This window comes from Bacillus sp. FSL R5-0434, assembly GCF_038004745.1.
GTDB lineage: Bacteria > Bacillota > Bacilli > Bacillales > Bacillaceae > Bacillus > Bacillus halotolerans.
Genome location: NZ_JBBORV010000001.1, coordinates 1 through 25346 on the forward strand (window position 1 = coordinate 1; position 25346 = coordinate 25346).

General features: G+C 43.9%; 17 protein-coding genes, 3 tRNA genes, 3 rRNA genes and 1 other annotated feature. Of the genes, 18 read left to right on the forward strand and 5 right to left on the reverse strand.

Annotated elements, in window-relative coordinates; all coding sequences use genetic code 11:
- From dnaA to rrf, 12 genes are all read left to right on the forward strand, one after another.
- Positions 1-1341 (forward strand): chromosomal replication initiator protein DnaA, encoded by a 1341-nt coding sequence (gene dnaA, locus NYE43_RS00005; RefSeq protein ID WP_003242674.1) that lies wholly within the window; start codon positions 1-3, stop codon positions 1339-1341.
- A 192-nt stretch (positions 1342-1533) separates the two neighbouring features.
- A complete protein-coding gene (gene dnaN, locus NYE43_RS00010; RefSeq protein ID WP_024123581.1) occupies positions 1534-2670 on the forward strand; it encodes a DNA polymerase III subunit beta in 1137 nt (378 codons plus the stop codon).
- 131 nt (positions 2671-2801) lie between these two features.
- Complete coding sequence (gene rlbA, locus NYE43_RS00015; protein ID WP_003219264.1) at positions 2802-3017, forward strand: ribosome maturation protein RlbA; 216 nt, start codon at positions 2802-2804, stop codon at positions 3015-3017.
- A gap of 15 nt (positions 3018-3032) precedes the next feature.
- Positions 3033-4145, forward strand: a complete 1113-nt coding sequence (gene recF / locus NYE43_RS00020; RefSeq protein ID WP_024123582.1) for a DNA replication/repair protein RecF — start codon at positions 3033-3035, stop codon at positions 4143-4145.
- A 17-nt stretch (positions 4146-4162) separates the two neighbouring features.
- Positions 4163-4408 (forward strand): extracellular matrix regulator RemB, encoded by a 246-nt coding sequence (gene remB, locus NYE43_RS00025; RefSeq protein ID WP_024123583.1) that lies wholly within the window; start codon positions 4163-4165, stop codon positions 4406-4408.
- 55 nt (positions 4409-4463) lie between these two features.
- Positions 4464-6380, forward strand: a complete 1917-nt coding sequence (gyrB, locus tag NYE43_RS00030; RefSeq protein WP_024123584.1) for a DNA topoisomerase (ATP-hydrolyzing) subunit B — start codon at positions 4464-4466, stop codon at positions 6378-6380.
- A gap of 211 nt (positions 6381-6591) precedes the next feature.
- Positions 6592-9063: a DNA topoisomerase (ATP-hydrolyzing) subunit A gene (gene gyrA / locus NYE43_RS00035; RefSeq protein WP_024123585.1), complete on the forward strand. Its 2472-nt coding sequence runs from the start codon at positions 6592-6594 to the stop codon at positions 9061-9063.
- Between the two features lie 286 nt (positions 9064-9349).
- Positions 9350-10899: ribosomal RNA gene (locus NYE43_RS00040) — 16S ribosomal RNA — on the forward strand.
- Between the two features lie 101 nt (positions 10900-11000).
- Positions 11001-11077 (forward strand) — tRNA-Ile (locus NYE43_RS00045).
- A gap of 13 nt (positions 11078-11090) precedes the next feature.
- A tRNA-Ala gene (locus NYE43_RS00050) sits at positions 11091-11166 on the forward strand.
- 81 nt (positions 11167-11247) lie between these two features.
- A 23S ribosomal RNA gene (locus NYE43_RS00055) occupies positions 11248-14175 on the forward strand.
- Between the two features lie 53 nt (positions 14176-14228).
- Positions 14229-14344: ribosomal RNA gene (gene rrf / locus NYE43_RS00060) — 5S ribosomal RNA — on the forward strand.
- Together the 16S, 23S and 5S rRNA genes with 2 tRNA genes alongside form the textbook arrangement of a ribosomal RNA operon.
- Before the next feature lie 37 nt (positions 14345-14381).
- Here the strand turns inward: rrf and NYE43_RS00065 are convergent.
- Positions 14382-15332 carry a YaaC family protein gene (locus tag NYE43_RS00065; RefSeq protein WP_116429902.1) on the reverse strand — a complete coding sequence of 317 codons (951 nt, stop codon included), beginning with the start codon at positions 15330-15332 and terminating at the stop codon, positions 14382-14384.
- Between the two features lie 120 nt (positions 15333-15452).
- Between NYE43_RS00065 and guaB the strand changes: the two genes are divergently transcribed.
- The 6 genes from guaB to NYE43_RS00095 all read left to right on the forward strand — a co-directional run bounded on the left by guaB (position 15453) and on the right by NYE43_RS00095 (position 21930).
- Positions 15453-16919: an IMP dehydrogenase gene (gene guaB, locus NYE43_RS00070; RefSeq protein ID WP_024123587.1), complete on the forward strand. Its 1467-nt coding sequence runs from the start codon at positions 15453-15455 to the stop codon at positions 16917-16919.
- A gap of 154 nt (positions 16920-17073) precedes the next feature.
- Entirely contained in the window at positions 17074-18405 is a 1332-nt protein-coding gene (gene dacA / locus NYE43_RS00075) for a D-alanyl-D-alanine carboxypeptidase (RefSeq protein WP_024123588.1), read from the forward strand.
- A 195-nt stretch (positions 18406-18600) separates the two neighbouring features.
- Positions 18601-19485 (forward strand): pyridoxal 5'-phosphate synthase lyase subunit PdxS, encoded by an 885-nt coding sequence (gene pdxS, locus NYE43_RS00080; protein WP_024123589.1) that lies wholly within the window; start codon positions 18601-18603, stop codon positions 19483-19485.
- Positions 19486-19505: 20 nt separating this feature from the next.
- Positions 19506-20096 carry a pyridoxal 5'-phosphate synthase glutaminase subunit PdxT gene (pdxT, locus tag NYE43_RS00085; RefSeq protein WP_024123590.1) on the forward strand — a complete coding sequence of 197 codons (591 nt, stop codon included), beginning with the start codon at positions 19506-19508 and terminating at the stop codon, positions 20094-20096.
- Positions 20097-20148: 52 nt separating this feature from the next.
- Positions 20149-20361 (forward strand) — a binding site (T-box leader).
- A gap of 66 nt (positions 20362-20427) precedes the next feature.
- Positions 20428-21705, forward strand: a complete 1278-nt coding sequence (serS, locus tag NYE43_RS00090) for a serine--tRNA ligase (protein WP_024123591.1) — start codon at positions 20428-20430, stop codon at positions 21703-21705.
- 132 nt (positions 21706-21837) lie between these two features.
- Positions 21838-21930 (forward strand) — tRNA-Ser (locus NYE43_RS00095).
- 114 nt (positions 21931-22044) lie between these two features.
- Here NYE43_RS00095 and dck read toward each other — a convergent pair.
- From dck to NYE43_RS00115, 4 genes are all read right to left on the reverse strand, one after another.
- On the reverse strand, positions 22045-22698 hold the full coding sequence (gene dck / locus NYE43_RS00100; RefSeq protein WP_024123592.1) for a deoxyadenosine/deoxycytidine kinase: 654 nt from the start codon (positions 22696-22698) through the stop codon (positions 22045-22047).
- Positions 22695-23318 (reverse strand): deoxyguanosine kinase, encoded by a 624-nt coding sequence (gene dgk / locus NYE43_RS00105; protein ID WP_044153628.1) that lies wholly within the window; start codon positions 23316-23318, stop codon positions 22695-22697. Before dgk ends, dck begins: the two co-directional genes overlap by 4 nt.
- Before the next feature lie 98 nt (positions 23319-23416).
- Positions 23417-24700, reverse strand: a complete 1284-nt coding sequence (locus NYE43_RS00110) for a glycosyl hydrolase family 18 protein (protein ID WP_103672612.1) — start codon at positions 24698-24700, stop codon at positions 23417-23419.
- Between the two features lie 62 nt (positions 24701-24762).
- Complete coding sequence (locus NYE43_RS00115) at positions 24763-25314, reverse strand: isochorismatase family cysteine hydrolase (RefSeq protein WP_024123595.1); 552 nt, start codon at positions 25312-25314, stop codon at positions 24763-24765.
- Positions 25315-25346: the final 32 nt, after the last annotated feature.

Below are 25346 nucleotides of genomic sequence, written 5' to 3' on the forward strand. Positions count from 1 at the left end.
ATGGAAAATATATTAGACCTGTGGAACCAAGCCCTTGCTCAAATCGAAAAAAAATTGAGCAAACCGAGTTTCGAGACTTGGATGAAATCAACGAAAGCCCACTCACTGCAAGGAGATACATTGACAATTACCGCTCCTAATGAATTTGCCAGAGACTGGCTGGAGTCCAGATACTTGCATCTCATTGCAGATACTATATATGAATTAACCGGGGAAGAATTGAGCATTAAGTTTGTCATTCCTCAAAATCAAGATGTCGAAGACTTTATGCCAAAACCGCAAGTCAAAAAAGCGGTAAAAGAAGATACATCTGATTTTCCTCAAAATATGCTCAACCCAAAATATACTTTTGATACTTTTGTCATCGGATCTGGAAACCGATTCGCTCACGCTGCTTCCCTGGCAGTAGCGGAAGCACCTGCAAAAGCATACAACCCTTTATTTATCTACGGGGGCGTTGGCTTAGGGAAAACACACTTAATGCATGCGATCGGCCATTATGTAATAGATCATAATCCTTCTGCCAAAGTGGTTTATCTGTCTTCTGAGAAATTTACTAACGAGTTCATCAACTCTATTCGAGATAATAAAGCAGTTGATTTTCGCAATCGCTACCGAAATGTTGATGTGCTTTTGATAGATGATATTCAATTTTTAGCCGGGAAAGAACAAACGCAAGAAGAATTTTTCCATACTTTTAACACGCTGCACGAAGAAAGCAAACAAATCGTCATTTCAAGTGATAGACCGCCTAAAGAAATTCCGACACTTGAAGACAGATTGCGTTCACGATTTGAATGGGGTCTGATTACAGATATCACGCCTCCTGATTTAGAAACGAGAATTGCGATTTTAAGAAAAAAAGCCAAAGCGGAAGGCTTGGATATTCCGAACGAGGTTATGCTTTATATCGCAAATCAAATCGACAGCAACATTCGGGAGCTGGAAGGGGCGTTAATCAGGGTCGTTGCTTATTCATCTTTAATTAATAAAGATATTAATGCCGATCTGGCCGCTGAGGCATTAAAAGATATTATTCCTTCCTCAAAACCGAAAGTGATTACAATAAAAGAAATTCAGAGAGTAGTAGGCCAGCAATTCAATATTAAGCTTGAGGATTTCAAAGCAAAAAAACGGACAAAATCGGTAGCATTCCCGCGTCAAATCGCTATGTACTTATCGAGAGAAATGACTGACTCCTCTCTCCCTAAAATCGGAGAGGAATTCGGAGGACGTGACCATACAACCGTTATTCATGCGCATGAAAAAATTTCAAAACTGCTGGCAGATGATGAACAGCTTCAGCAGCATGTAAAAGAAATCAAGGAACAGCTTAAATAATAGGGCCGGGGATAAATCGGGAGAAGTGTGAATAACTTTTCTAAAGTCATGCACAGTCTGTCCACATGTGGATAGGCTGTGTTTCCTGTCTTTTTCACAACTTATCCACAAATCCACAAGCCCTACTATTACTTCTACTACTTTTTTTAAAAAAAATATATATATTAAACATTATCCGTTAGGAGGATAAAAATGAAATTTACGATTCAAAAAGATCGTCTTGTTGAAAGTGTCCAAGATGTATTAAAAGCAGTTTCATCCAGAACTACAATTCCGATTTTGACCGGTATTAAGATCGTTGCCTCAGATGAAGGGGTATCTTTTACTGGAAGCGATTCAGATATTTCCATCGAGTCTTTTATTCCAAAAGAAGAAGGAGATAAAGAAATCGTTACGATTGAACAGCCAGGCAGCATTGTATTACAAGCCCGCTTCTTTAGTGAGATTGTAAAAAAACTCCCGATGGCAACTGTAGAAATCGAAGTGCAAAATCAATATCTGACGATTATCCGCTCTGGAAAAGCCGAATTTAACCTAAATGGGCTTGATGCCGATGAGTATCCGCACTTGCCGCAGATTGAAGAGCATCATGCGATTCAGATTCCTACGGATTTATTAAAAAACCTAATTAGACAAACAGTGTTTGCGGTGTCCACCTCAGAAACACGCCCTATCTTGACAGGTGTAAACTGGAAAGTGGAGAAAAGTGAATTATTATGCACTGCAACGGATAGCCACCGTTTAGCTTTAAGAAAAGCGAAACTTGATATTTCAGAAGACAGATCCTATAACGTCGTGATTCCGGGTAAGAGCTTAACTGAACTCAGCAAGATTTTGGATGACAACCAAGAACTTGTAGATATCGTCATTACAGAAACCCAGGTTCTGTTTAAAGCAAAAAACGTCTTGTTCTTCTCACGCCTGCTGGATGGAAATTATCCGGATACAACCAGCCTTATTCCGCAAGAGAGCAAGACAGAAATCATTGTGAACACAAAAGAATTCCTTCAGGCGATTGATCGTGCATCTTTATTAGCCAGAGAAGGACGCAATAACGTGGTGAAGCTTTCTGCAAAACCTGCTGAATCAATTGAGATTTCTTCTAATTCACCTGAAATCGGAAAAGTGGTGGAAGCGGTTCTTGCAGATCAAATCGAGGGTGAGGAATTAAATATCTCATTTAGTCCAAAATATATGCTGGATGCATTAAAGGTGCTTGAAGGAGCAGAGATACGTGTAAGCTTTACAGGAGCTATGAGACCTTTCTTAATTCGCACGCCGAATGATGAAACAATCGTACAGCTTATCCTCCCTGTCAGAACCTATTAATCCGATATACGGCTGCCGACCTGCTCGGCAGCTTTTCTATTCGTAATCTGCTCCGTCAAGTTTTCCCTTTCCCTAATTCGTTTTTTTTTAGTACAATTAGATATTAGTGATATTTGAAAGAGGTCGATATAATGGCAAATCCGATTTCTATTGATACAGAGATGATTACACTCGGGCAATTTCTGAAATTAGCCGATGTGATTCAGTCAGGCGGCATGGCAAAGTGGTTTTTGAGCGAGCATGAAGTGCTTGTGAACAATGAGCCGGACAATCGCCGCGGCAGAAAGCTGTATGTTGGAGATGTGGTAGAGATTGAAGGATTTGGTTCATTTCAAGTCGTCAATTAAAGCGGGTGACACTGATTGTATATCCAGAACTTAGAACTGACATCTTACCGCAACTATGAACATGCTGAACTTCAATTTGAAAATAAAGTAAATGTGATCATTGGAGAAAATGCTCAGGGGAAAACAAACCTCATGGAAGCGATCTATGTCTTGTCCATGGCAAAATCGCATCGGACTTCAAATGACAAAGAACTTATCCGGTGGGACAAAGACTATGCTAAAATAGAGGGAAGAGTGATGAAGCAAAACGGGGCGATCCCAATGCAGCTCGTCATCTCCAAAAAGGGTAAAAAGGGCAAGGTCAATCATATCGAACAGCAAAAGCTCAGCCAGTATGTCGGCGCCCTCAACACCATCATGTTTGCACCGGAAGATTTAAACCTTGTAAAGGGAAGCCCTCAAGTGAGACGGAGATTTCTTGACATGGAAATCGGCCAAGTTTCTCCTGTCTACCTGTATGACCTTTCTCTTTACCAGAAGATTCTTTCCCAGCGAAATCATTTTTTGAAACAGCTGCAAACAAGAAAACAAACTGACAGAACAATGCTTGATGTTCTGACTGATCAGCTTATTGAAGTTGCCGCAAAAGTCGTCGTAAAACGTCTGCAGTTCACGGCACAGCTCGAAAAATGGGCGCAGCCTATCCATTCGGGCATCTCAAGAGGGCTTGAGGAATTGACGCTGAAGTACCATACGGCGCTTGAGGTATCAGATCCTGAAGACTTGTCGAAAATAGGAGATAGCTATCAAGAAGCGTTTTCTAAATTAAGAGAAAAAGAAATCGAGCGCGGCGTCACGCTGTCTGGACCTCATCGGGATGATGTTCTTTTCTATGTGAACGGACGCGATGTGCAGACGTATGGTTCTCAAGGACAGCAGCGGACGACGGCATTATCCCTTAAGCTGGCTGAGATTGACCTGATCCATGAAGAAATCGGAGAATATCCCATTTTACTATTGGATGATGTGCTGAGTGAGCTGGATGATTATCGCCAATCGCACTTGCTTCATACCATCCAGGGCCGTGTACAAACGTTTGTCACAACGACAAGCGTTGATGGCATTGATCACGAAACCTTACGGCAAGCAGGAATGTTCCGTGTGCAAAACGGTACGTTAGTGAAGTGAAGAAATGAGGTGGGCAATTGTATATTCATTTAGGTGATGATTTTGTGGTTTCAACACGCGATATTATTGGCATTTTTGATTTTAAAGCCAACATGTCGCCAATTGTTGAAGAATTTCTGGAAAAACAGAAACACAAGCTGGTGCCTTCCGTAAACGGCACACCCAAATCTATCGTAGTCACGGTTCAGAATATATATTACTCTCCCTTATCTTCCAGCACATTAAAAAAACGTGCGCAATTTATGGTTGAAATAGATTCTTAGTGATTTTTTATAACGAATATATTGTTTAAGAAAAGTGTAGGTGAATAACGTGGCTATGGAACAGCAGCAAAATAGTTATGATGAAAATCAGATACAGGTACTAGAAGGATTGGAAGCTGTTCGTAAAAGACCGGGGATGTACATCGGTTCAACCAACAGTAAAGGCCTTCACCATCTGGTATGGGAAATTGTCGACAATAGTATTGACGAAGCCCTGGCCGGTTATTGTACAGATATCAATATCCAAATTGAAAAAGACAACAGCATTACGGTAATTGATAATGGCCGCGGGATTCCAGTCGGTATTCATGAGAAAATGGGTCGTCCTGCGGTTGAAGTCATTATGACTGTGCTTCACGCCGGCGGAAAATTTGACGGAAGCGGATATAAAGTGTCCGGAGGTTTGCACGGTGTAGGTGCCTCGGTCGTTAACGCGTTATCAACAGAGCTTGATGTGACTGTTCACCGTGACGGAAAAATCCATCGCCAAGTCTATAACCGCGGTGTCCCGGTTTCTGATCTTGAAGTTATTGGCGAAACGGATCATACAGGAACGACTACACACTTTGTTCCAGATCCTGAAATCTTCACGGAAACAACTGAGTATGAATATGATCTGCTTGCTAACCGTGTTCGCGAATTAGCCTTTTTGACAAAAGGCGTAAACATCACGATTGAAGATAAACGTGAAGGCCAAGAGCGCAAAAATGAGTATCATTACGAAGGCGGAATTAAAAGCTATGTAGAGTATTTAAACCGCTCCAAAGAAGTTGTCCATGAAGAGCCGATTTATATTGAAGGCGAAAAGGACGGCATTACGGTTGAAGTCGCTCTGCAATACAATGACAGCTACACAAGCAATATTTACTCATTTACAAACAATATCAACACGTACGAAGGCGGTACCCACGAAGCCGGTTTTAAAACGGGGCTGACTCGTGTCATCAATGATTACGCCAGAAAAAAAGGACTCATAAAAGAAAATGATCCAAACTTAAGCGGAGATGATGTGAGAGAAGGGCTTACCGCGATTATCTCGATCAAACACCCGGATCCGCAGTTCGAAGGCCAAACGAAAACAAAACTAGGCAACTCAGAGGCGCGGACGATCACAGATACGTTATTTTCTGCGGCGTTGGAAACATTTATGCTGGAAAATCCAGATGCGGCAAAAAAAATCGTTGACAAAGGTTTAATGGCAGCAAGAGCAAGAATGGCTGCGAAAAAAGCGCGTGAATTAACGCGCCGCAAAAGCGCTTTGGAGATTTCAAACCTTCCCGGTAAATTAGCGGACTGCTCTTCGAAAGACCCGAGCATCTCCGAGTTATATATCGTAGAGGGTGACTCTGCCGGAGGATCTGCAAAACAGGGACGTGACAGGCATTTCCAAGCCATTTTGCCGCTAAGAGGTAAAATCCTAAACGTTGAAAAAGCAAGGCTTGATAAAATTCTTTCTAACAACGAAGTTCGTTCTATGATTACTGCACTCGGCACAGGTATCGGGGAAGATTTCAACTTGGAAAAAGCCCGTTATCACAAAGTCGTCATTATGACAGATGCCGACGTTGACGGCGCGCACATCAGAACATTGCTGTTGACGTTCTTTTACAGATATATGCGTCAGATTATCGAAAATGGCTACGTGTACATCGCGCAGCCGCCGCTCTACAAAGTCCAGCAGGGTAAACGTGTTGAATATGCATACAATGACAAGCAGCTTGAGGAACTGTTGCAAACTCTTCCTCAAACGCCTAAGCCTGGATTGCAGCGTTACAAAGGTCTCGGTGAAATGAATGCCACCCAGCTTTGGGAGACAACAATGGACCCGGGCTCAAGAACGCTTCTGCAGGTGACTCTAGAGGATGCAATGGATGCGGATGAAACTTTCGAAATGCTGATGGGAGACAAAGTAGAACCGCGCAGAAATTTCATAGAAGCAAATGCGAGATACGTAAAAAATCTCGATATCTAATAATACAAAGCCTTATTTCCAATAAGAAATAAGGCTTTTTTCTGAATAGGACAGGACGCAGGAATTCTTGTAAAACCTATATATTCTAGTAATTTAATGTGTATAAGTATAAGTTTATTGATATAATGGAGAATAGTGAAATCGTATTGAAGATCATAATGGACAATCTACTCCCACATAATTTCATGTGATACTTCAGGGAGGTTTTTTAATGAGTGAACAAAACACACCAAAAGTTCGTGAAATAAATATCAGTCAGGAAATGCGCACGTCCTTTTTGGATTATGCGATGAGCGTTATCGTATCCCGGGCGCTTCCGGATGTGCGTGACGGTTTAAAACCGGTTCACAGACGGATTTTATACGCGATGAATGATTTAGGCATGACGAGTGACAAGCCGTATAAAAAATCGGCTCGTATCGTCGGAGAAGTTATCGGGAAATACCATCCTCACGGTGATTCAGCGGTATATGAATCTATGGTCAGAATGGCGCAGGATTTCAACTACCGTTATATGCTGGTGGACGGTCACGGAAACTTTGGTTCTGTAGACGGAGACTCAGCCGCTGCGATGCGGTACACCGAAGCCAGAATGTCTAAGATCGCCATGGAAATTCTGCGAGACATTACAAAAGACACGATTGATTATCAAGATAACTATGATGGTTCAGAGAGAGAACCTGTTGTCATGCCGTCAAGATTCCCAAACCTGCTTGTAAATGGAGCAGCCGGTATTGCAGTCGGAATGGCTACAAATATACCGCCGCACCAGCTTGGAGAAATTATTGACGGAGTGCTTGCCGTAAGCGAGAACAAGGACATAACAATCCAAGAGCTGATGGAATTCATTCCTGGACCGGATTTCCCGACTGCCGGACAAATTTTAGGCAGAAGCGGAATTCGCAAGGCATATGAATCCGGAAGAGGTTCTATTACGATTAGGGCAAAAGCAGAAATTGAAGAAACTTCATCAGGGAAAGAAAGAATTTTAGTAACAGAACTCCCTTATCAGGTGAATAAAGCGCGTCTAATTGAGAAGATTGCTGATCTTGTCAGAGATAAGAAAATTGAAGGAATAACTGATTTGCGTGATGAATCTGACCGTAACGGTATGCGGATTGTCATTGAAATCAGACGAGATGCCAATGCGCATGTTATCCTGAACAATCTTTACAAACAAACGGCCCTGCAAACTTCCTTCGGGATTAACATGCTGGCGCTTGTTGACGGTGAGCCGAAGGTATTAAATTTAAAGCAATGCCTGGTGCATTATCTAGATCACCAAAAAGTCGTTATCAGACGCCGTACTGCTTATGAATTGCGTAAAGCGGAGGCGAGAGCGCATATCTTGGAAGGGTTAAGGATTGCTCTTGATCATCTTGATGCAGTTATTTCCCTTATCCGCAACTCTCAAACGGCTGAAATTGCGAGAACAGGGTTAATTGAACAATTCTCGCTGACCGAAAAACAAGCCCAAGCTATTCTAGACATGAGGCTCCAGCGTTTAACAGGATTGGAACGAGAAAAGATTGAAGAAGAATACCAATCCCTTATTAAATTAATTGCAGAGCTTAAAGAAATCTTGGCCAATGAAGAAAAAGTGCTTGAGATCATCCGTGAAGAGCTCACAGAAATAAAAGAGCGTTTCAACGATGAAAGACGCACTGAGATTGTTACTGCCGGCCTTGAAACAATTGAAGATGAAGATCTTATCGAAAGAGAAAACATCGTTGTCACTCTGACGCATAACGGATATATCAAACGTCTGCCTGCTTCGACTTACCGCAGTCAAAAGCGCGGAGGAAAAGGCGTTCAGGGAATGGGGACAAACGAAGATGATTTCGTTGAACATCTGATTTCTACTTCAACACATGACACGATTCTCTTCTTCTCCAACAAAGGGAAAGTGTATCGTTCAAAAGGGTATGAAATTCCTGAATACGGTAGAACCGCTAAGGGAATCCCGATTATCAATCTGTTGGAGGTAGAAAAAGGTGAATGGATTAACGCAATAATCCCAGTCACTGCATTCGAAGAAGATCTCTATCTCTTCTTCACAACAAAACATGGGGTTTCAAAACGCACTTCACTGTCTCAGTTTGCTAATATCCGTAACAACGGCTTAATTGCGCTGAGCCTGCGTGAAGATGATGAATTAATGGGTGTCCGGCTTACTGACGGCACAAAACAAATCATCATCGGAACGAAAAACGGCCTGCTGATTCGTTTCTCTGAAACAGATGTTAGGGAAATGGGAAGAACAGCGGCAGGCGTAAAAGGCATCACCCTTACTGACGACGATATTGTCGTCGGCATGGAAATATTAGAGGAAGAATCTGATGTCCTTATCGTGACCGAGAAAGGTTACGGTAAACGAACTCCGGCTGAAGAATACAGAACTCAGAGCCGAGGCGGAAAAGGACTGAAAACATGTAAAATCACGGAGAACAACGGCCATTTAGTAGCGGTGAAAGCTACCAAAGGTGAAGAGGATCTGATGATTATTACTGCCAGCGGTGTACTGATCAGAATGGATATCAATGATATCTCAACTACCGGACGCGTAACTCAAGGTGTACGTCTCATCAGAATGGCGGAACAAGAGCATGTGGCCACAGTCGCATTAGTTGAGAAAAACGATGATAATGAAGAAAATGAGCAAGAAGAGACACAAGAAAGTTAAGAAAAAGCGCAGCTATACCAGCTGCGCTTTTTTATATCAAAAACTCTTTACAGTGAGAAGATTTATGGTATAATCATTTCTGTTGTCTTTTAAAAGACATAGACATTACTAGATGAAAACATTTTAAAAAAAGTGTTGACCTAGTTAACTAAAAATGTTACTATTAAGTAGTCGCTTCGAGAGAGGCACACAAAGTTCTTTGAAAACTAAACAAGACAAAACGTACCTGTTAATTCAAGTTTTATTATAAAATCGCACAGCGATGTGCGTAGTCAGTCAAACTACTTTATCGGAGAGTTTGATCCTGGCTCAGGACGAACGCTGGCGGCGTGCCTAATACATGCAAGTCGAGCGGACAGATGGGAGCTTGCTCCCTGATGTTAGCGGCGGACGGGTGAGTAACACGTGGGTAACCTGCCTGTAAGACTGGGATAACTCCGGGAAACCGGGGCTAATACCGGATGCTTGTTTGAACCGCATGGTTCAAACATAAAAGGTGGCTTCGGCTACCACTTACAGATGGACCCGCGGCGCATTAGCTAGTTGGTGAGGTAACGGCTCACCAAGGCAACGATGCGTAGCCGACCTGAGAGGGTGATCGGCCACACTGGGACTGAGACACGGCCCAGACTCCTACGGGAGGCAGCAGTAGGGAATCTTCCGCAATGGACGAAAGTCTGACGGAGCAACGCCGCGTGAGTGATGAAGGTTTTCGGATCGTAAAGCTCTGTTGTTAGGGAAGAACAAGTACCGTTCGAATAGGGCGGTACCTTGACGGTACCTAACCAGAAAGCCACGGCTAACTACGTGCCAGCAGCCGCGGTAATACGTAGGTGGCAAGCGTTGTCCGGAATTATTGGGCGTAAAGGGCTCGCAGGCGGTTCCTTAAGTCTGATGTGAAAGCCCCCGGCTCAACCGGGGAGGGTCATTGGAAACTGGGGAACTTGAGTGCAGAAGAGGAGAGTGGAATTCCACGTGTAGCGGTGAAATGCGTAGAGATGTGGAGGAACACCAGTGGCGAAGGCGACTCTCTGGTCTGTAACTGACGCTGAGGAGCGAAAGCGTGGGGAGCGAACAGGATTAGATACCCTGGTAGTCCACGCCGTAAACGATGAGTGCTAAGTGTTAGGGGGTTTCCGCCCCTTAGTGCTGCAGCTAACGCATTAAGCACTCCGCCTGGGGAGTACGGTCGCAAGACTGAAACTCAAAGGAATTGACGGGGGCCCGCACAAGCGGTGGAGCATGTGGTTTAATTCGAAGCAACGCGAAGAACCTTACCAGGTCTTGACATCCTCTGACAATCCTAGAGATAGGACGTCCCCTTCGGGGGCAGAGTGACAGGTGGTGCATGGTTGTCGTCAGCTCGTGTCGTGAGATGTTGGGTTAAGTCCCGCAACGAGCGCAACCCTTGATCTTAGTTGCCAGCATTCAGTTGGGCACTCTAAGGTGACTGCCGGTGACAAACCGGAGGAAGGTGGGGATGACGTCAAATCATCATGCCCCTTATGACCTGGGCTACACACGTGCTACAATGGACAGAACAAAGGGCAGCGAAACCGCGAGGTTAAGCCAATCCCACAAATCTGTTCTCAGTTCGGATCGCAGTCTGCAACTCGACTGCGTGAAGCTGGAATCGCTAGTAATCGCGGATCAGCATGCCGCGGTGAATACGTTCCCGGGCCTTGTACACACCGCCCGTCACACCACGAGAGTTTGTAACACCCGAAGTCGGTGAGGTAACCTTTATGGAGCCAGCCGCCGAAGGTGGGACAGATGATTGGGGTGAAGTCGTAACAAGGTAGCCGTATCGGAAGGTGCGGCTGGATCACCTCCTTTCTAAGGATATTTACGGAATATAAGACCTTGGGTCTTATAAACAGAACGTTCCCTGTCTTGTTTAGTTTTGAAGGAACTTTGTTCCTTGAATAAGTTAAGATGGGCCTGTAGCTCAGCTGGTTAGAGCGCACGCCTGATAAGCGTGAGGTCGGTGGTTCGAGTCCACTCAGGCCCACCATCTTATACAAAATGGGGCCTTAGCTCAGCTGGGAGAGCGCCTGCTTTGCACGCAGGAGGTCAGCGGTTCGATCCCGCTAGGCTCCACCAACGTGTTCTTTGAAAACTAGATAACAGTAGACATCACATTCAATTAGTAACACAAGATATCACATAGTGATTCTTTTTAACGGTTAAGTTAGAAAGGGCGCACGGTGGATGCCTTGGCACTAGGAGCCGATGAAGGACGGGACGAACACCGATATGCTTCGGGGAGCTGTAAGCAAGCTTTGATCCGGAGATTTCCGAATGGGGAAACCCACCACTCGTAATGGAGTGGTATCCATATCTGAATTCATAGGATATGAGAAGGCAGACCCGGGGAACTGAAACATCTAAGTACCCGGAGGAAGAGAAAGCAAATGCGATTCCCTGAGTAGCGGCGAGCGAAACGGGATTAGCCCAAACCAAGAGGCTTGCCTCTTGGGGTTGTAGGACACTCTATACGGAGTTACAAAGGAACGAGGTAGATGAAGAGGTCTGGAAAGGCCCGCCATAGGAGGTAACAGCCCTGTAGTCAAAACTTCGTTCTCTCCAGAGTGGATCCTGAGTACGGCGGAACACGTGAAATTCCGTCGGAATCCGGGAGGACCATCTCCCAAGGCTAAATACTCCCTAGTGACCGATAGTGAACCAGTACCGTGAGGGAAAGGTGAAAAGCACCCCGGAAGGGGAGTGAAAGAGATCCTGAAACCGTGTGCCTACAAGTAGTCAGAGCCCGTTAACGGGTGATGGCGTGCCTTTTGTAGAATGAACCGGCGAGTTACGATCCCGTGCAAGGTTAAGCAGAAGATGCGGAGCCGCAGCGAAAGCGAGTCTGAATAGGGCGCATGAGTACGTGGTCGTAGACCCGAAACCAGGTGATCTACCCATGTCCAGGGTGAAGTTCAGGTAACACTGAATGGAGGCCCGAACCCACGCACGTTGAAAAGTGCGGGGATGAGGTGTGGGTAGGGGTGAAATGCCAATCGAACCTGGAGATAGCTGGTTCTCTCCGAAATAGCTTTAGGGCTAGCCTCAAGGTAAGAGTCTTGGAGGTAGAGCACTGATTGGACTAGGGGCCCCTACCGGGTTACCGAATTCAGTCAAACTCCGAATGCCAATGACTTATCCTTGGGAGTCAGACTGCGAGTGATAAGATCCGTAGTCGAAAGGGAAACAGCCCAGACCGCCAGCTAAGGTCCCAAAGTATACGTTAAGTGGAAAAGGATGTGGAGTTGCTTAGACAACCAGGATGTTGGCTTAGAAGCAGCCACCATTTAAAGAGTGCGTAATAGCTCACTGGTCGAGTGACTCTGCGCCGAAAATGTACCGGGGCTAAACGTATCACCGAAGCTGCGGACTGTTCTTCGAACAGTGGTAGGAGAGCGTTCTAAGGGCTGTGAAGCCAGACCGGAAGGACTGGTGGAGCGCTTAGAAGTGAGAATGCCGGTATGAGTAGCGAAAGAGGGGTGAGAATCCCCTCCACCGAATGCCTAAGGTTTCCTGAGGAAGGCTCGTCCGCTCAGGGTTAGTCGGGACCTAAGCCGAGGCCGAAAGGCGTAGGCGATGGACAACAGGTTGATATTCCTGTACCACCTCCTCACCATTTGAGTAATGGGGGGACGCAGGAGGATAGGGTAAGCGCGGTATTGGATATCCGCGTCCAAGCAGTTAGGCTGGGAAATAGGCAAATCCGTTTCCCATAAGGCTGAGCTGTGATGGCGAGCGAAATATAGTAGCGAAGTTCCTGATTCCACACTGCCAAGAAAAGCCTCTAGCGAGGTGAGAGGTGCCCGTACCGCAAACCGACACAGGTAGGCGAGGAGAGAATCCTAAGGTGATCGAGAGAACTCTCGTTAAGGAACTCGGCAAAATGACCCCGTAACTTCGGGAGAAGGGGTGCTCTGTTAGGGTGCAAGCCCGAGAGAGCCGCAGTGAATAGGCCCAGGCGACTGTTTAGCAAAAACACAGGTCTCTGCGAAGCCGTAAGGCGAAGTATAGGGGCTGACGCCTGCCCGGTGCTGGAAGGTTAAGAGGAGCGCTTAGCGTAAGCGAAGGTGCGAATTGAAGCCCCAGTAAACGGCGGCCGTAACTATAACGGTCCTAAGGTAGCGAAATTCCTTGTCGGGTAAGTTCCGACCCGCACGAAAGGCGCAACGATCTGGGCACTGTCTCAACGAGAGACTCGGTGAAATTATAGTACCTGTGAAGATGCAGGTTACCCGCGACAGGACGGAAAGACCCCGTGGAGCTTTACTGCAGCCTGATATTGAATGTTGGTACAGCTTGTACAGGATAGGTAGGAGCCTTGGAAACCGGAGCGCCAGCTTCGGTGGAGGCATCGGTGGGATACTACCCTGGCTGTATTGACCTTCTAACCCGCCGCCCTTATCGGGCGGGGAGACAGTGTCAGGTGGGCAGTTTGACTGGGGCGGTCGCCTCCTAAAAGGTAACGGAGGCGCCCAAAGGTTCCCTCAGAATGGTTGGAAATCATTCGCAGAGTGTAAAGGCACAAGGGAGCTTGACTGCGAGACCTACAAGTCGAGCAGGGACGAAAGTCGGGCTTAGTGATCCGGTGGTTCCGCATGGAAGGGCCATCGCTCAACGGATAAAAGCTACCCCGGGGATAACAGGCTTATCTCCCCCAAGAGTCCACATCGACGGGGAGGTTTGGCACCTCGATGTCGGCTCATCGCATCCTGGGGCTGTAGTCGGTCCCAAGGGTTGGGCTGTTCGCCCATTAAAGCGGTACGCGAGCTGGGTTCAGAACGTCGTGAGACAGTTCGGTCCCTATCCGTCGCGGGCGCAGGAAATTTGAGAGGAGCTGTCCTTAGTACGAGAGGACCGGGATGGACGCACCGCTGGTGTACCAGTTGTTCTGCCAAGGGCATCGCTGGGTAGCTATGTGCGGACGGGATAAGTGCTGAAAGCATCTAAGCATGAAGCCCCCCTCAAGATGAGATTTCCCATTCCGCAAGGAAGTAAGATCCCTGAAAGATGATCAGGTTGATAGGTCTGAGGTGGAAGTGTGGCGACACATGGAGCTGACAGATACTAATCGATCGAGGACTTAACCTAATTTCTAATGATGTCACACCTGTTATCTAGTTTTGAGAGAACACTCTCAATTGTTTGGTGGCGATAGCGAAGAGGTCACACCCGTTCCCATGCCGAACACGGAAGTTAAGCTCTTCAGCGCCGATGGTAGTCGGGGGTTTCCCCCTGTGAGAGTAGGACGCCGCCAAGCAAGGGTAAAACCCAGCTCATTGAGCTGGGTTTTTTGTTTATATATATTGTTGCAGGAATTTCAAAACGTATTTGGGAAATTTGTTTTCCGTTACCATTAAAAACTGCTGAATTAACACGTAATCATCACTGACATGCTGCGTTAACAGCTCATACCACCATTCTGTCTCATACCTCGCAATCATTCCTATGTTGTACAAAATTAAATAATGGATTGTTATTTCCGGAAGTTTAAGAAACTGATCTCGTTTAGAAGGAATATAATATTGTCTTTTGTCCAAATCAAATAATAGGCTGATTGACGTCCATGGATTTATGTCTTGCCGCGAAAGGTGGAACAGCAGGTTATCTTTATCTTTTTTCAAAAAGGTCCATTTAAAATGGTGAGACATATATTCAATAAATCGTGAATCAGACATCTTATAATGAATCACGATATCCTCTGGTATAGAAACCATGTCCTTTTCCTTCTCAACCTTTATAATAAAACGTTCCTTTTTCTGAAATTGAAAAATATCACTTAATTCTGGTATAGCGGCTAATAACTTTTTCATAGTATACCGTTCATCTTCTATACCTGATTGACCAAATAAGTGTTTCATGAAGTGCATACATAAACCGTTGCGTTGTATTTTCACTTCATCATCGCTAAAACAATAATTTTGCTTCTTTCTTTTACGCGCTGTGACGCCATGTGCGAGAACTGATGTATGGCTTGGGTAGTGAGGATCCTGTGTGATGAGACATGCTTTGATCAGCTGTGACATCCCGTAGAATAAAAGAATCGGTTTGATTTCTAAAGGCGAGCAAGAGGCTTGCTTATAAAATGATTCAGCATGCTTCAAGAAGAAAATAAATCGCTCGCTGTTTTTAAAAGAGTTCTGTTTCGCCTCATCTGCACCATTTAAGACATAGACTTTTTCTAGAAATTTCTGGGTTGATTCTACGGAGTAAAATAGCGCTAAGTCTTTCCAATCATGATATGTCATATGTATTTCTAATTCCTTTCCGTTATCTAAATATTTCAACTCTTTTTCGGTTCCTTGACATGCTCTTGGCTTGTTGATAATCTACATATAATATTTTGCCGAAAAGAGGGGGATTTACTAATGTGGGAAAGTAAATTTTCAAAAGAAGGCTTAACGTTCGATGATGTGCTGCTTGTACCAGCTAAGTCAGAGGTACTTCCGCGTGATGTGGATTTATCTGTTGAACTTACAAAGACGTTAAAGCTGAATATTCCTGTCATCAGCGCAGGTATGGACACTGTAACAGAATCAGCAATGGCGATTGCAATGGCTAGACAGGGCGGCTTGGGCATCATTCATAAAAATATGTCGATCGAGCAGCAGGCTGAACAAGTTGATAAAGTAAAACGCTCTGAACGAGGCGTTATTACAAATCCCTTCTTTTTAACTCCTGATCACCAAGTTTTTGATGCGGAGCATTTGATGGGGAAATACAGAATTTCCGGTGTTCCGATTGTAGATAACAAAGAAGACCAAAAGCTTGTCGGTATTATCACTAACCGCGACCTTCGTTTTATTTCTGATTACTCAATGAAAATCAGCGATGTTATGACAAAAGAAGAACTTGTCACTGCACCGGTTGGAACGACTTTAGACGAAGCTGAAAAGATTTTGCAGAAACATAAAATTGAAAAGCTTCCACTCGTTGATGATCAAAATAAATTAAAAGGTCTTATCACGATTAAAGACATTGAAAAAGTTATCGAGTTCCCTAACTCATCTAAAGACATTCACGGCCGTTTGATCGTTGGCGCGGCAGTTGGTGTAACTGGCGACACGATGACACGCGTGAAAAAGCTTGTAGAAGCCAATGTGGATGTCATTGTTATCGATACAGCACACGGGCATTCTCAAGGCGTGTTAAACACAGTGACAAAGATCCGTGAAACGTATCCTGAATTAAATATTATCGCTGGAAACGTAGCAACAGCTGAAGCGACAAAAGCACTCTTCGAAGCTGGTGCTGATGTTGTCAAAGTAGGAATCGGACCTGGTTCAATTTGTACTACTCGTGTGGTAGCAGGTGTTGGTGTACCTCAAATCACAGCGATTTATGACTGTGCGACTGAAGCAAGAAAACATGGCAAAACAATTATCGCAGACGGCGGAATTAAATTCTCTGGCGATATTGCAAAAGCATTGGCAGCCGGCGGACATGCTGTTATGCTTGGAAGCTTACTGGCAGGTACGTCAGAAAGCCCTGGTGAAACTGAAATCTACCAAGGCAGAAGATTCAAAGTATACCGCGGTATGGGATCTGTGGCTGCAATGGAAAAAGGAAGTAAAGACCGTTACTTCCAAGAAGAAAATAAAAAATTCGTTCCAGAAGGCATTGAAGGACGCACACCTTACAAGGGGCCAGTTGAAGAAACAGTTTATCAGCTAGTCGGCGGTCTTCGTTCTGGTATGGGATATTGCGGATCTAAAGATCTTCGCGCTTTAAGAGAAGAAGCTCAGTTCATTCGTATGACTGGTGCAGGCCTTCGTGAAAGTCATCCGCATGATGTACAGATTACAAAAGAATCACCGAACTATACAATTTCATAAATAAATTGTTACAAATTAAAAACATTTGACAGGGTCTCTGACTCTGTCTATTTTTTTTAAACCGATTATGATAAAATTTATACTGTTGTGCATTGAAAATGTCCTTAACGGCTTAATTATAGATGAAGAAAAATGAAATACGGAGGTCGTACGATTGAACATCAAGAAATGTAAACAGCTATTGATGTCATTGGTTGTTTTAACACTGGCTGTAACTTGCCTGACTCCAATGTCAAAAGCAAAGGCTGCCAGCGATCCAATTGATATCAACGCATCAGCTGCCATTATGATCGAAGCTTCTTCAGGTAAAATTCTTTACAGCAAAAATGCAGAGAAAAGACTGCCAATTGCAAGTATGACAAAGATGATGACAGAGTATCTGTTATTAGAAGCAATTGATGAAGGCAAAGTAAAATGGGATCAAACCTATACGCCTGATGACTATGTGTATGAGATTTCCCAAGATAACAGTTTATCAAACGTTCCTCTTCGAAAAGACGGAAAATACACAGTAAAAGAACTTTATCAAGCGACAGCAATCTATTCTGCAAATGCGGCTGCGATTGCCATTGCAGAAGTTATTGCAGGCTCTGAAACAAAGTTCGTTGAAAAAATGAATGCAAAAGCAAAAGAACTGGGATTAACAAATTACAAATTTGTTAATGCAACAGGTCTTGAAAACAAAGATCTTCACGGCAAGCAGCCTGAAGGGACAAGCGTAGATGAAGAAAGTGAAGTTTCTGCTAAGGATATGGCTATTCTTGCAGATCACCTGATTACTGACTACCCTGAGATTTTAGAAACTTCCAGCATCTCAAAAATGAAGTTCAGAAAAGGCACAGATGATGAAATGGACATGCCGAACTGGAACTTTATGCTGAAGGGTCTAGTCAGCGAGTACAAAGGTGCAACTGTAGATGGACTGAAAACAGGTTCTACTGACTCTGCGGGTTCATGTTTCACAGGAACTGCTGAAAGAAACGGAATGCGTGTCATCACTGTGGTGTTAAACGCAAAAGGCAACATTCACACTGGCCGTTTCGATGAAACGAAAAAAATGTTTGATTATGCTTTCAACAATTTCTCTATGAAAGAAATTTATGCTGAAGGCGATCAGGTAAAAGGCCATAAAACCATTTCTGTAGATAAAGGTAAAGAGAAAGAAGTAGGCATTGTCACAAGCAAGGCATTTTCTCTTCCTGTCAAAAATGGTGAAGAAAAGAATTACAAAGCAAAAGTCACTTTAAACAAAGACACTTTGACTGCCCCTGTGAAAAAAGGGACGAAGGTTGGGAAACTGACTGCGGAATATACAGGTGATGAAAAGGACTATGGGTTCCTTAACAGCAGCCTGGCAGGTGTAGACCTTGTGACGAAAGAAAATGTAGATAAAGCAAACTGGTTTGTTTTAACAATGCGCAGCATCGGCGGATTTTTCGCTGGTATCTGGGGAAGCATTGTTGATACAGTAACTGGCTGGTTTTAATGAATGGAAAGAGCTCTGATTGATGTTAGGGCTCTTTCGCTTAATATACTGAAAAAACCCAATTTTTAATAAAAAATGATTTTCAAAGCCCTAAAAACCGAATAAAATAAGTTATATCCATATGAATTATTGGATTTCTAGGATACAATAAGTAATAGAAATCATATACTATACCTTGATTAGGGGGACCAAGAAATGGCTCAAACAGGTACTGAACGTGTAAAACGCGGAATGGCAGAAATGCAAAAAGGTGGCGTCATCATGGACGTCATCAATGCGGAACAAGCGAAAATTGCTGAAGAGGCTGGAGCTGTCGCTGTAATGGCGCTAGAACGTGTACCAGCTGATATTCGTGCGGCTGGAGGAGTTGCCCGTATGGCAGACCCTACAATCGTGGAAGAAGTAATGAATGCTGTATCCATCCCTGTAATGGCAAAAGCGCGTATCGGACATATTGTTGAAGCGCGTGTGCTTGAGGCTATGGGTGTTGACTATATTGATGAAAGTGAAGTTCTGACTCCGGCTGACGAAGAATTTCATTTGAATAAAAATGAATATACAGTTCCTTTCGTGTGCGGCTGCCGTGACCTCGGCGAAGCAACACGCCGTATTGCTGAAGGCGCTTCTATGCTTCGTACAAAAGGTGAGCCTGGAACTGGTAATATCGTTGAAGCTGTTCGCCATATGCGCAAGGTAAACGCTCAAGTACGCAAAGTAGTTGCAATGAGCGATGATGAGCTGATGACTGAAGCGAAAAATTTGGGAGCGCCTTATGAGCTGCTTCAACAAATTAAAAGAGACGGTAAACTTCCTGTCGTTAACTTTGCGGCTGGCGGCGTAGCGACTCCTGCTGATGCGGCACTTATGATGCAGCTTGGCGCTGACGGTGTATTTGTTGGTTCTGGTATCTTCAAATCAGACAATCCTGCAAAATTTGCAAAAGCAATTGTGGAAGCAACAACTCACTTCACTGATTATAAATTGATTGCAGAGCTTTCAAAAGAGCTTGGAACTGCAATGAAAGGGATCGAAATCTCAAATTTACTTCCAGAACAGCGTATGCAAGAACGCGGCTGGTAAGAATATAGGAGAGCTGCGACATGTTAACAATAGGTGTACTAGGACTGCAAGGAGCAGTAAGAGAGCATATCCATGCAATTGAAGCATGCGGTGCAGCTGGACTTGTTATTAAACGCCCAGAGCAGCTAAACGAAATTGATGGTTTAATTTTGCCGGGCGGAGAAAGCACGACAATGCGCCGTTTAATTGATACGTATCAATTCATGGAGCCATTGCGTGAGTTTGCTGCTCAGGGAAAACCGATGTTTGGGACATGTGCCGGTTTAATTATTTTAGCAAAGGAAATTGCCGGTTCAGATAACGCTCATTTAGGTTTGCTGAATGTAGTTGTTGAACGGAATTCGTTTGGCCGGCAGGTTGACAGCTTTGAAGCTGATTTAACAATTAAAGGGCTGGACGAACCTTTCACTGGTGTATTCATCCGTGCGCCGCATATCTTGGAAGCCGGTGAAAATGTTGAAGTGCTTTCTGAGCATAACGGACGCATTGTTGCGGCTAAACAGGGTAATTTCTTAGGCTGTTCGTTCCATCCGGAGCTGACAGAGGATCATCGAGTGACAAAGCTGTTCGTTCAAATGGTAGAGGAATACAAGCAGAAAGCCCTTGTATAAAACAGTTGAAAGCTGTGGAAACTTATAGTACATTATAAACACAAATAAAGATCGAAAAGCGTTGATAGGAACTAGTAGGAAGTCTCTCTTTCTAAGAGAGCCGATGGTTGGTGCGAATCGGTGAAAGATGCTGTCTGAATCCATCCTTGAGCGAAATGCTGAATGAAGTAGGCATTTACGGGATAACCGTTATGTGTGAAAGCGGAAAACAAGTCTATGGCTTGTTTTCAATCAGGGTGGCAACGCGAGAGCTCTCGTCCCTTTCATGGGAATGAGGGCTCTTTTTATTTTCGATAATTCAATGAATTTAATGAAAAAAGGAGTGTTTCGCATGCTTGATACGAAAATGCTGAGAGCAAATTTTCAAGAAATTAAAGCAAAGCTTGTACACAAAGGCGAAGACTTAACAGATTTTGATAAGTTCGAGGAGCTTGATGATAAAAGAAGAGAGCTTATCGGAAAAGTAGAAGAACTAAAAGGAAAACGGAATGAAGTATCCCAGCAGGTAGCTGCTTTGAAACGCGAGAAAAAAGACGCGGATCACATCATTAAAGAAATGCGTGAAGTCGGCGAGGAAATTAAAAAACTTGATGAAGAATTAAGAACAGTAGAATCTGCGCTTGAGACCATTCTTCTTTCAATCCCGAATATTCCGCATGAATCAGTGCCAGTCGGTGAAACGGAAGATGATAACGTAGAAATCCGGAAATGGGGCGAAACACCTTCATTTGCACATGAGCCAAAACCGCATTGGGATATTGCTGATGAGCTCGGCATTCTTGATTTTGAACGTGCTGCGAAGGTAACAGGAAGCCGCTTCGTGTTTTATAAAGGCTTAGGTGCTCGTTTGGAGCGTGCGCTTTATAACTTTATGCTTGACCTTCATGTGGATGAGTATAACTATACTGAGGTTATCCCGCCTTATATGGTAAACCGTGCAAGCATGACGGGAACAGGACAGCTTCCAAAGTTCGAAGAGGATGCGTTTAAGATCAGGGAAGAGGATTACTTCTTGATTCCGACTGCTGAAGTGCCGATCACAAATATGCATCGGGATGAAATTCTGTCAGGTGACAGCCTGCCGATTAATTATGCGGCATTCAGTGCCTGTTTCCGTTCAGAAGCTGGTTCAGCAGGGCGCGATACACGCGGATTAATCCGTCAGCACCAGTTTAATAAAGTGGAGCTTGTGAAGTTTGTAAAGCCGGAAGATTCTTATGATGAGTTAGAAAAACTAACAAACCAGGCTGAGCGTGTGCTCCAGCTGTTGGAACTTCCATACCGTGTAATGAGTATGTGTACGGGAGATTTAGGATTTACGGCTGCGAAAAAATACGATATAGAAGTTTGGATTCCGAGCCAAGACACATATCGTGAAATTTCTTCTTGCAGCAACTTCGAAGCGTTCCAAGCCAGACGCGCGAACATTCGTTTCAGACGTGAAGCGAAAGGCAAACCAGAGCATGTACACACATTGAACGGCTCAGGTCTGGCAGTCGGAAGAACAGTTGCCGCTATTTTAGAAAATTATCAGCAGGAAGACGGAAGCGTCATTATACCAAAAGTGCTTCGTCCTTATATGGGAAATAGAGAAGTCATCAAAGCGTAAAGCTGAAAAGGTGTGCCTGATAAGGCACGCCTTTTCGCTATTTGAATTAAACATTTTCATAAAAACAAAAAAAGTTTTTAAAAATGCTTGACCATCATAAAACATTCATGATATAGTAAGTCTTGTCGATACGGAGGAATACCCAAGTCCGGCTGAAGGGATCGGTCTTGAAAACCGACAGGGGTGTCAAAGCCCGCGGGGGTTCGAATCCCTCTTCCTCCGCCATATTGATTTTAATTCTAATGAAACTCAAGCATATATTGGAGATTGTTTTGTCCGTTGCATCGTTCGCAACGGATTTTTTAATATCATAAAAAAGTGAATCTCAGGTCATGAGATTCACTTTTTTTTCGTTTCATGAATGACAGTTGCGATTTGATCAACAATGTTCTCGATAGAACTTTCATCATTCTTCAAGTCATAATCCTCAATACGGATTTTCAGGACAGGGCAAGCGTTAAAACCGCTGATCCAGTTTTCGTAACGCGTGTGCATTTCTTCCCAATAAGACCGATCTGTTTGAAGCTCCATTTCACGTCCGCGTTCTTCAATCCGGGCTAATATGTTTTCCAGATCGCCTTCTAAATAGATCAAGACATCAGGATGCGGGAAATATGGTGTCATGACCATTGCTTCAAACAGGCTTGTATAGGTTTTATAATCAATCTTTGACATCGTCCCTTTGTCAGCGTGCATTTTTGCAAAAATCCCAGTATCCTCATAAATGGAACGATCCTGTACAAACCCTCCGCCGGCTTCAAAAATATTTTTCTGTTCTTTGAATCGTTCAGCTAAGAAGTAGATTTGCAGATGGAAGCTCCAGCGTTCAAAATCATGATAGAATTTTTCTAAGTATGGGTTATGATCGACTTCCTCAAGAGAGGTTTTAAAGCCAAGCCGTTTAGCCAATGCTCTTGTTAAAGTAGATTTTCCGACACCTACTGTTCCTGCTACTGTAATGATTGAATTCTCAGGGATATGATGTTCCTTCATTTTATAAGCTCCTTTACATGGGCGGCAATACGTTCAAAATCGCTCTTATTCAAAACGAAATCCTCTGAATCGCCATCTATTGTTAACACCGTAAGATCTGGGTCTGCTTCCTGCAGCTGCTTGATGGCGATGTCATAATCTGCGATCAGCTGTTCCAAATAGCTTGTTTCAATTTTTTTCTCAAAGGGACGCCCGCGCTTTTCAATGCGGTGTAACAATGTGGGCAGACTTGCCTTTATGTAAATGATGAAATTTGGCTTAGGAAGATCATCGGTAAGAAGATGAAAAATCTTTCTGTATTTGTTGAGCTGCTGTTCAGACAGCGTTCGTTCAGCAAAAATCACATTTTTATAAATATGATAATCAGCTATCACAGGCTGTCCTTCATTTAAAAAGTGATGGCTGGTATCCTCAAGCTGTTTGTACCTGTGACAAAGAAAAAACATCTCAAGCTGGAAGCTCCATTCCTCTATGTTGTCATAAAACTTATCAAGGTATGGGTTATCCTCAACAATCTCACTGATCATAGGGAATCCAAGCTCTTGTGAAAGCATCGTCGCGAGCGTTGTTTTTCCTGCCCCGATAGGACCTTCAACTGCGATAAAAGGGGCTGTATTCATTGGAATCCTCCTTATTTCTAAAAAACGTCCGTCAATTGCTGACCTTCATATTGTATCACAACCCTTGGATTCCCTTATGAAAAAAAGACGTTTCCAAATTAACGGAACGTCTTTTTGACAACTTGAAATTGATCAGAAAGCAGCAGCCAGTTTTGAGGAAAGGAAAGCCCCAGCTTCCAGTAGCTGATCCCTCTTAAATTAAGCTCTTTAATCAGATTGAATTTGGCCTGAATCGAACGGGCGTCTTCAAACCATACCTCGTGCCTTTTGTTTTCTGCATCAGTATAGCGGAAGAAGGGGGCTTGGGCAGTTTGGTCATACTGGATGTCGGCATTGTTTTGATCGGCTATGACAATGGCTTGCTGAGGGCTTATTGCTCTTGCCGGAGTTCCTCCTGCTGTGTATGGCAGTGTCCAGTCATATCCATATAAGTTCTGTCCCATGACAATCTTATTGGCGGGCATTTCGGTTAAAGCATATTCAATGACGTTCCGAACAGGTCCTATTGGAGAAACGGCTTGAGCTGGTCCGCCGCTGTATCCCCATTCATATGTCATGAGGACAACAAAGTCTACAATTTGGCCATGTGCTCTGTAATCATGGGCTTCGTACCATCTGCCCTGCTGTGTTGCGCTTGTTTTAGGGGCAAGCGCCGTAGAAATTTCTAAGCCTTCTTGATGAAAAAGATCCCTTGCCTCGCGGAGAAATTGATTATATGCCTCTCTATCCTGGGGCCGTAAGTATTCAAAGTCAAAATGAATAGCACGGAAGCCATATCTTCTGGCATTCTCGACTATTTCATTCAAAAGTCTTCTTTTCACAGTATCGTCGTTCAAAAGGATCCGGCCGAGCTCATCGCTGAATGCCTGGTTTTCTAGGTTCGTTATAATCATCATCAATGTCGTGCCTTGATTCTCTGCAATGCTTCTTAAATTCGTTAAAGGCGGTGCGACTAAGGTTCCATCACGCTGTGCCTGGAAACTGAATGCGCCAAGGTACGTTAAGTAGGGCGATGCTTCTCTGGCCGCCTGCTGGAGATTTTCGCTGACTTGATTTCCGCGTGGCTCCAAATAAGCGCTTGATTCAATGTCTCTTTTTGGAACTGGAGGAATGTATAAACGGAAACCAATCTGCAGTACGGTATTTAACTGGATGCGGTTCACCCTGGCAAGCTCAGCTGCTGTTGTATTAAATTGCTGTGCGATGGATGTCAGGGTATCACCTTGTTGAACATCATAAAACTGGCCAGCTATTGGAATAACAATGGTTTGTCCGACAACAAGGCTGTCGGGATTCGGTATTTCATTCGTTTCTGTGATTTCGTTGGCAGTTGTTCTGTATTGTGAAGCGATAGCAGAAAGAGTGTCGCCTTGTTTCACCACATAAATTTGAATGAAAAACGCCTCCTTTCATATCGCTACAATGTATGAAAGGAAAGCGCTAATCATGTTTGTTTTTCTGTAATTTGTTCTTCAGTTGTAATTTCTGCGAAAAGAACATTTTCCATCATGGTTAGAGCGAATTCATTGTCCTTATCGCTGTTAGAAGCAATGCAGTCCTTAGGTATTGTAATGCTGTATTCTCTCATGTAAGCATCATTAGCAGTAAACAGCACGCATATATTTCCGGCTATCCCTGTTAAGACAATGCGTTTCACCTGTAATTCAGTCAGGAGGGTATGGAGGGCTGTTTCATAAAAAGCGGAGTGTTTCGGCTTGATTAAAAAATAGTCGGTATCCTCGGGCGATATCTTTTCAATAATGGCCTTGCTTTTCTCGTTTTCACATTCTTGCTGGATATTTTGGATATCCGCTTGCCAAAGCCCGTAATGATCATTAATGTATATAATCGGCCAGTCATTTTGTCTCGCGTGCTTTTTTAATGATAAAATGTGAGGAACGATTTTTTCTGTTTTGTTTGCGAGACTTTCTCCCATATCAAATTCAAAATTATTGATCATGTCTACAATGAGAAGAGCTGTGTCTGCTTTAGACATCGACAGTCTCCTTTCTGTTTAAGTTATAGTTA

What these genes read in the sequence shown, in the direction of transcription:
- rlbA (WP_003219264.1), top strand. Translation starts at nt 2,802, where the DNA reads ATGGCAAATCCGATTTCTATTGATACAGAGATGATTACACTCGGGCAA.
- NYE43_RS00115 (WP_024123595.1), bottom strand. Translation starts at nt 25,314, where the DNA reads ATGTCTAAAGCAGACACAGCTCTTCTCATTGTAGACATGATCAATAAT.
- serS (WP_024123591.1), top strand. Translation starts at nt 20,428, where the DNA reads ATGCTTGATACGAAAATGCTGAGAGCAAATTTTCAAGAAATTAAAGCA.
- gyrB (WP_024123584.1), top strand. Translation starts at nt 4,464, where the DNA reads ATGGAACAGCAGCAAAATAGTTATGATGAAAATCAGATACAGGTACTA.
- guaB (WP_024123587.1), top strand. Translation starts at nt 15,453, where the DNA reads ATGTGGGAAAGTAAATTTTCAAAAGAAGGCTTAACGTTCGATGATGTG.
- dck (WP_024123592.1), bottom strand. Translation starts at nt 22,698, where the DNA reads ATGAAGGAACATCATATCCCTGAGAATTCAATCATTACAGTAGCAGGA.
- NYE43_RS00065 (WP_116429902.1), bottom strand. Translation starts at nt 15,332, where the DNA reads ATGACATATCATGATTGGAAAGACTTAGCGCTATTTTACTCCGTAGAA.
- dnaA (WP_003242674.1), top strand. Translation starts at nt 1, where the DNA reads ATGGAAAATATATTAGACCTGTGGAACCAAGCCCTTGCTCAAATCGAA.
- gyrA (WP_024123585.1), top strand. Translation starts at nt 6,592, where the DNA reads ATGAGTGAACAAAACACACCAAAAGTTCGTGAAATAAATATCAGTCAG.
- dnaN (WP_024123581.1), top strand. Translation starts at nt 1,534, where the DNA reads ATGAAATTTACGATTCAAAAAGATCGTCTTGTTGAAAGTGTCCAAGAT.
- pdxT (WP_024123590.1), top strand. Translation starts at nt 19,506, where the DNA reads ATGTTAACAATAGGTGTACTAGGACTGCAAGGAGCAGTAAGAGAGCAT.
- dgk (WP_044153628.1), bottom strand. Translation starts at nt 23,318, where the DNA reads ATGAATACAGCCCCTTTTATCGCAGTTGAAGGTCCTATCGGGGCAGGA.
- pdxS (WP_024123589.1), top strand. Translation starts at nt 18,601, where the DNA reads ATGGCTCAAACAGGTACTGAACGTGTAAAACGCGGAATGGCAGAAATG.